The 6,204-nt window shown below is 69.1% G+C and carries 7 protein-coding genes; 1 reads left to right on the top strand and 6 read right to left on the bottom strand.

Annotated features, from left to right (window positions below; all coding sequences use genetic code 11):
• The 6 genes from CON77_RS11845 to fliF all read right to left on the bottom strand — a co-directional run.
• The coding region (locus tag CON77_RS11845) for a hypothetical protein (protein ID WP_198552359.1) at positions 1 to 318 on the bottom strand (318 nt) is incomplete at its 3' end.
• A 4-nt stretch (positions 319 to 322) separates the two neighbouring features.
• The gene (gene fliJ, locus CON77_RS11840; protein WP_101049399.1) at positions 323 to 781 is read right to left on the bottom strand and encodes a flagellar export protein FliJ; all 459 of its coding nucleotides are present in this window, start codon (positions 779 to 781) and stop codon (positions 323 to 325) included.
• Positions 778 to 2,262, bottom strand: a complete 1,485-nt coding sequence (gene fliI, locus CON77_RS11835; RefSeq protein WP_232788521.1) for a flagellar protein export ATPase FliI — start codon at positions 2,260 to 2,262, stop codon at positions 778 to 780. The genes fliJ and fliI overlap by 4 nt, the downstream gene beginning before the upstream one ends.
• The gene (locus tag CON77_RS11830) at positions 2,255 to 2,974 is read right to left on the bottom strand and encodes a FliH/SctL family protein (RefSeq protein ID WP_101049397.1); all 720 of its coding nucleotides are present in this window, start codon (positions 2,972 to 2,974) and stop codon (positions 2,255 to 2,257) included. Before CON77_RS11830 ends, fliI begins: the two co-directional genes overlap by 8 nt.
• Positions 2,961 to 3,962 carry a flagellar motor switch protein FliG gene (gene fliG / locus CON77_RS11825; RefSeq protein ID WP_101049395.1) on the bottom strand — a complete coding sequence of 334 codons (1,002 nt, stop codon included), beginning with the start codon at positions 3,960 to 3,962 and terminating at the stop codon, positions 2,961 to 2,963. The genes CON77_RS11830 and fliG overlap by 14 nt, the downstream gene beginning before the upstream one ends.
• Positions 3,963 to 3,983: 21 nt before the next feature.
• The gene (fliF, locus tag CON77_RS11820) at positions 3,984 to 5,708 is read right to left on the bottom strand and encodes a flagellar basal-body MS-ring/collar protein FliF (RefSeq protein WP_101049393.1); all 1,725 of its coding nucleotides are present in this window, start codon (positions 5,706 to 5,708) and stop codon (positions 3,984 to 3,986) included.
• 150 nt (positions 5,709 to 5,858) lie between these two features.
• Here fliF and fliE point away from each other — a divergent pair, with 150 nt between their 5' ends.
• Complete coding sequence (gene fliE / locus CON77_RS11815; protein WP_101049391.1) at positions 5,859 to 6,191, top strand: flagellar hook-basal body complex protein FliE; 333 nt, start codon at positions 5,859 to 5,861, stop codon at positions 6,189 to 6,191.
• Positions 6,192 to 6,204 lie beyond the last annotated feature (13 nt).

The raw sequence follows: 6,204 nt of genomic DNA, 5'->3' as shown, positions 1-6,204 counted from the left end.
AACGGTGGTGTGGCTGGGCGGGGTGATCAGGGCCAGCAGGGGGGCGAGGGGATCGTCCTCGGTCAGGCGGATTTCGGCGGTCTGGTCGGCGGCTTCGGCCGAGGCGGCGGTCTCGGCGCCGGCGGCGCTGTCGTCGGCCGCTGCCCGGTTGGCGGTGAGCGCCGTGTCGGACACGGCCGCGTCCTCCAGCCCGGACTGCAGCAACTGGGCGAACAGGTCGGCCGGGGCCTGCCCTGGCGCGGGGCGCGGGCGCCCGGCCGTGGCCGTGGCGGCCTGGGTGGATGCCGTGGTTCTGGCGGGGGCGTGTTCGGTTTTCATGGGGTCACTTCCAAAGGTGGGCCGTGCTGTGCTGGCGGTGCTGGTTCGCGGCCATTTCGTCGTTGGCCTTCTGGTCCTGCTTTTGCGCGCGGTGCTGGTGTGCCTGCTCGCGCCGCTCGACGAACTTGTTCAGGCTGGCCAGCTCGCGCTCGGCCTGCACCAGTTGTTCGCGGCAGTGGTCGATGTTGAGTTGCAGCCGCTGCAGCACGCCGTTCTGGAACGACACCGCGTGGTCCAGCTTGCCCATGAAGTTCTGCTGGGTCTGCAGCAGGGTGGCGCTGATGCCGACGCTGGCGCGTTGGCGCCAGCGTTCCAGCGATTCGGCGGTGTAGCCCTGCAACTGGGCCAGTTGCTGTTCGGCCTGCTGGTGCTCGCGCTGGGCCTTGCCCAGGGCTTGCAGGGCCTCGTCGCGGCGGCGGGTGGCCACTTCCACCACGGTTTCCAGGGCACGCAGGGTTTTCATGCGGGCCTGCCTGTGGCGGCGCGCGCACCGCCCGCGGGTTTCTGGGCCGCCCGGGCCTTGTCGTCGCCCGCCGACAGGCCCAGGGCCTGGCCAAGCTGCGTCACGCTGGCGGCAAACGCGGCTTTTTCGCGCATGTCCTGCATCAGAAAGCGCTGCATGCCGGGGAACAGGGCGATGGCCTGGTCGGTTTCGGGGTCGCTGCCGGCCACGTAGGCACCGAGCTGGATCAGGTCGCGGCTCTTCTGGTAGCGCGAATACAACTGGCGGTAGCGCCGCGCGCGTTCCTGGTGCTGCGGCGTGACCACGTTGTGCATCACGCGCGAGGCCGAGGCCTCGATGTCGATGGCGGGGTAGACGCCCGATTCGGCCATGGCGCGCGACAGCACGATGTGCCCGTCCAGGATGGCGCGGGCGGCATCGGCGATGGGGTCCTGCTGGTCGTCGCCTTCGGACAGCACGGTGTAGAAGGCGGTGATGGAACCCTTGCCCTCGGGCCCGTTGCCGCTGCGTTCCACCAGCTGCGGCAGTTTGGCAAAACAGCTGGGGGGGTAGCCCTTGGTGGCCGGCGGTTCGCCGATGGCCAGCGCGATTTCGCGTTGCGCCATGGCGTAGCGGCTGAGGGAGTCCATCAGCAGCAGCACGTCCAGGCCGTCGTCGCGGAATTTCTCGGCGATGGCGGTGGCGTAGTTGGCGCCCTGCATGCGCACCAGCGGGGGCGAGTCGGCCGGCGCGGCCACCACGACGGAGCGGCGCAGGCCTTCCTCGCCCAGGATGTCTTCGATGAATTCCTTGACCTCGCGGCCGCGTTCGCCGATCAGGCCGACGACGATGACATCGGCCTGGGTGAAGCGCGCCATCATGCCCAGCAGCACGCTCTTGCCCACGCCGGAGCCGGCGAACAGGCCCAGGCGCTGGCCACGGCCCACGGTGAGCAGGGCGTTGATGGCGCGCACGCCGGTGTCCAGCGGCTGGCGCACCGGGGCGCGGTCCATGGAGTTGATGGGCGCGCGTTCCATCGGCTCCACTTCGATGTGTTGCAGCGGGCCGCGGTGGTCCAACGGGTGGCCGTGGGCGTCCACCACCCGGCCCAGCAGGCCCCGGCCCAGCGGCAGGCGCAGCACGCCGCGGTCGTTGGGGGCCAGGGGCTTGAGCGGCTGCCCCAGCCGGGGTTGCGGCCGGTAAGGGGGCAGGGGGCGCACCCGGGCGCCGCTGGACAGGCCCTGCACCTCGCCCGCCGGCATCAGGAAGGCGCGTTCGCCGTTGAAGCCCACCACCTCGGCCAGCACGGCGGTGTCGGGGTCGGCAGGCATGTCGATGACGCACTGAGAGCCGACCGGCACCTTGACGCCCTGGGCCTCCAGCACCAGGCCGGCCAGGCGGATCAGCTTGCCGCTGCTTTCCAGCGGTGTGTGCTGGCTGGCGGCCTGTTGGGCCACTGCCATGAACTGCTGCCAGCGGCGCGGTGCGGTGGCTTCAGACATCGGCCTGCTCCCCCGGGTTCCAGGGCGCTTGCAGGCCCAGGTTGGCCACGGCGCGGGCCCAGCGCTTTTCCACGGTGGCGTCCACCTGGCCTTGGGTGCTTTCCACCACGCAGCCGCCCGGGGTCAGGTGGTCGTCGGCCACCACCTTCACCTGCGTGTCGGCCAGGGCGTCGCCCAGGCCGGTCTGCAGCAGCAGGGCGTCCTGCGGGTGCAGGCGCAGGGTGGCGGGTTTGCCGTCCTGCACCGCCAGGGCCAGTGCCTCCTGCACCACCGCACGCAGCGGTTCCAGCGGCGTGGCCAGCTCGCGCCGCACCACCTGCCGCGCCAAGTCACAGGCCAGGGCCAGCATCTGCTCGGCCAGGGCGTCGTCCAGGTGGGCGAGTTCGGCCTGCAGCTTCACCAGCAGCTGGCCCACCCGCTGCGCCTGCTGCTGCATGTCTTTCTGCAGCACCGGCTCCAGTGCCTGCCGCGCTTCCTGGGCGCCGGCCTGGCGGCCGTGCTCAAAGCCCTCGTCGTATGCGCGCTGGCGGATGTCGTCGAGCAAGGCCTCCGACACCTCGGGGGCGGCGGGCGCTGCGGCGTCCGGCAGGGGGGCCTGTGGCGTGGCCGGCACCTCGCCGACCGGGGCGAATTCCCAGGCCGACACCTTCTCCACCTCCTCGCTCGGGATGAAGCGGTGGTAGGGGCTGGTGTGGCGGTTAGACGAATGCATCGTCTCCGCCTCCGCCCAGCACGATGGTGCCTTCGTCCGACAGGCGGCGCACCACCTTCAGGATGTCCTTCTGCTGGGTTTCCACTTCCGACAGGCGCACCGGCCCGCGGCTGTCCAGGTCCTCGCGCAACGCCTCGGCCGCGCGGCTCGACATGTTGCCCAGCACCTTTTCCTTCAGCTCCGTGCTGGCGCCCTTGAGCGCGATCACCAGCGCGTCCGACGCCACTTCCTTGAGCACCATCTGGATCGACTTGTTGTCGAGCTTGAGCAGGTCCTCGAAGGTGAACATCTTGTCCATGATCTTCTGGGCCAGCTCCACGTCGTTCTCGCGGATCGAATCGACCACGCTGGCCTCCAGGCTGGTGCCGAGCAGGTTGATGATCTCGGCCGCGGTCTTGACCCCGCCCAGCGAGCTTTTGCGCACCTTGTCGCCGCCGGCGAGCACGTGGTAGAGCGCCTCGTTCAGGTCTTTCAGGGCGTTGGGCTGGATGCCTTCGAGGGTGGCGATGCGCAGCATCACCTCGTTGCGGGTGCGCTCGGTGAACTGGCGCAGGATGTTGGCCGCGTGGTCCTGGTCCAGGTGCACCAGCGTGGCCGCGAGGATCTGCGGGTGTTCGTTGCGCAGCAGTTCGGCCACCGAAATCGGGTCCATCCACTTCAGGCTCTCGATGCCCGAGACGTCGCCACCCTGCAGGATGCGGTCGATCAGCAGCGAGGCCTTGTCGTCGCCCAGGGCGCGCTTGAGCACCGCGCGCACGTAGTTGTCGGTGTCCGACACCAGCAGGCTCTGCGACGCCGCTTCGCTGGTGAATTTGTGGATGACGCCGTCCACCTTCTCCTTGGAGACCGTGCGCATGCGGGCGATGGTTTCGCCCAGGCGTTGCACCTCCTTGGGCGAGAAGTGCTTGAAGACTTCGGCCGCTTCCTCTTCCCCCAGCGACATGAGGAAAATGGCGGCGTTCTGCAGTCCGTCGTCCGGTTCAGCCATGTCCGTCTACCTTTCGGGCCATCAGGCGGCCGCGGCGCTTTCCCCGTTGACCCAGCCCTTGACAATGTTCGCCACGGCGACCGGGTTTTCGCGGGCCAGCCGTTTGGCGTCTTCCAGTCGCAACATTTCGACCGTGACCTCATTTTGCACCGGCGAGGGCAGGCCGGGGCGGTGCGTCTCGTTGTCCACCACGGCGTCGAGCTGGCCGCCGCTGCTGGCGCCGAGCAGGGCCTCGGGGCCGGTGGCGGTCGGGGCTGGGGGTTTCATCATTTTCAGCGCCGGGCGCACCAGACCCAGGAACAGGATCAGGCCGAGCACCAGCATGCCCACCGGCCAGGCCAGGCTGCGTGCCAGGTCGAAGGTGTCGGCCTGCTTCCACCAGGCGATGTCGGCGCCGTCGGTGGCGGCTTTGGTGAAGGCCGCGTTCATCACGTTGACCGAATCGCCGCGGTCGCCGCTGAAGCCGATGGCTTCGCGCACCAGTGCGTTGATCTGTTCCATCTGTGCCGCTGGCAGCGGGCCGGTGCTGGCCTGGCCTTTCTTGTCGGTGCTGGCCACGTGGTTCAGCACCACGGCCGCGCTCAGGCGGCGCACCACGCCGGTGGCGTTGCGCGTCACCGACACGGTCTTGTCCACCTCGTAGTTGATGACCTGTTCGCGCCGGCGGTTCGGGTCGTTGGCCCCGGCGCCCTGGTTGCCCGGCACCACGCCCACCGGGGCCGCAGCGCCGTTGACCGGGGCCTGCGTCGGGGTGGGGGGGGTGTTCGACACCGCGCCGGGTACCCCGGGCGTGGCGGCCTGGCCGGCGCCGTTGCCGCTTTCCACCAGCTGCTGGCTGCGCACGGCGGCCGGTTCGGTGCCCTGGTTCGGGCGGTGCTGTTCGCTGGTCTGCTCGGTTTGCGAAAAATCCACGTCCGCGGTCACCTGGGCGCGCACGTTGTCGCGGCCCAGCACCGGCTCCAGCAGGTCCAGGATGCGCTGGGTGTACATCTGCTCCAGCGTGCGCACGTAGTCCAGCTGTTGCGAGTCCACGCTGCCGGCCTGGGCATCGCCGCTTTGCGAGAGCAGGGCGCCGTTCTGGTCCACCACGCTGACCGCCTTGGGGTTCATTTCGGGCACGCTGCTGGCCACCAGGTGCACGATGCCGGCCACCTGCGTGCGGTCCAGCGTGCGGCCGGGGTAGAGCGTCAGCAGCACGCTGGCCGACGGTTTTTGCTGTTCGCGGAAAAAGCCGTTCTGGTTGGGCAGGGCCAGGTGCACCCGGGCTTCGGCCACCGAACTCAGGGCGGTGATGGAACGCGTCAGCTCGCCTTCGAGGCCGCGCTGGAAGGTCAGCCGCTCCTGGAACTGGGTCATGCCCAGGCGGTTGGCGTCCATCATCTCGAAGCCGCCGATGGCCCCCTTGGGCAGGCCCTGCGAGGCCAGCTTGAGCCGCGTGTCGTGCACCTTGTCGGCCGGCACCAGGATGGCGCCACCGCCGTCGGCGTGCTTGTAGGGCACGTTCATCTGCGACAACTGGGCCAGCACCGCGCCGCCGTCCTTGTCGGACAGGTTGGCGTACAGCACCTTGTAGTCCGGCTGGTTGGCCATGTAAAAGGCGGCGGCCAGCACGCCCACCAGGGCCAGCGCGCCCAGGCCCAGCATGCCCTTGCGGGTGTTGTCCAGTCGCGCAAAGCCCGCCATCAGCGGATTGGGCCGCTTTTCGGGCAGGGTGGTGGCATCGATTTCGGCAACGGCGGTGTTCATGGGGGCGATTATGGAAGTGCCCCCCCCAAACTAAAGCCCGAAAAGGCGGGCCAAACACCCCTTCTTCCGGTTCAAGTTCCAGGCCGGTCGGCCGTACGATCACCGCAACGGATGGAAGCCCCCATCCGCCATGCCCCAGGAAGAAATGCCATGGACCTGCGCCTGACCCCTCTGAGCTCTGCCAACCTGTCTGCCGTTGCCCGCCCCCAAGGGGTGGCTGGCGCGGCCGGTGTCGCCGGCAAGGTCGGGGGCGTGGCCCCAGGCGGTTTTGGCGAGGCCTTCAAGACGGCGCTGCAAAGCGTGAGCGCTGCGCAAAATCAGAGCACCGAACTGCAGACCCAGTTTCAACAGGGCAATCCCAACGTCAGCCTGGAAGCGACCATGCTGTCCATGCAGAAGTCGCAAATCGGGTTCCAGGCGGCCCTGCACGTGCGCAACCGCATGATGCAAGCCTACACCGACGTGATGAACATGCAGGTCTGAGGCGCTGCCCGCG

The sequence above is a fragment of the Macromonas nakdongensis genome (assembly GCF_002837145.1).
Classification (GTDB): domain Bacteria; phylum Pseudomonadota; class Gammaproteobacteria; order Burkholderiales; family Burkholderiaceae_C; genus Macromonas_B; species Macromonas_B nakdongensis.
Note: the sequence above shows the minus strand (reverse complement) of the source record. Positions and strands in the feature narration are given on the sequence as shown.

Excerpts from the sequence above, each read along its gene's own strand:
- fliJ (WP_101049399.1), bottom strand. The coding sequence starts at position 781 with ATGAAAACCCTGCGTGCCCTGGAAACCGTGGTGGAAGTGGCCACCCGC.
- fliI (WP_232788521.1), bottom strand. The coding sequence starts at position 2,262 with ATGTCTGAAGCCACCGCACCGCGCCGCTGGCAGCAGTTCATGGCAGTG.
- CON77_RS11830 (WP_101049397.1), bottom strand. The coding sequence starts at position 2,974 with ATGCATTCGTCTAACCGCCACACCAGCCCCTACCACCGCTTCATCCCG.
- fliG (WP_101049395.1), bottom strand. The coding sequence starts at position 3,962 with ATGGCTGAACCGGACGACGGACTGCAGAACGCCGCCATTTTCCTCATG.
- fliF (WP_101049393.1), bottom strand. The coding sequence starts at position 5,708 with ATGAACACCGCCGTTGCCGAAATCGATGCCACCACCCTGCCCGAAAAG.
- fliE (WP_101049391.1), top strand. The coding sequence starts at position 5,859 with ATGGACCTGCGCCTGACCCCTCTGAGCTCTGCCAACCTGTCTGCCGTT.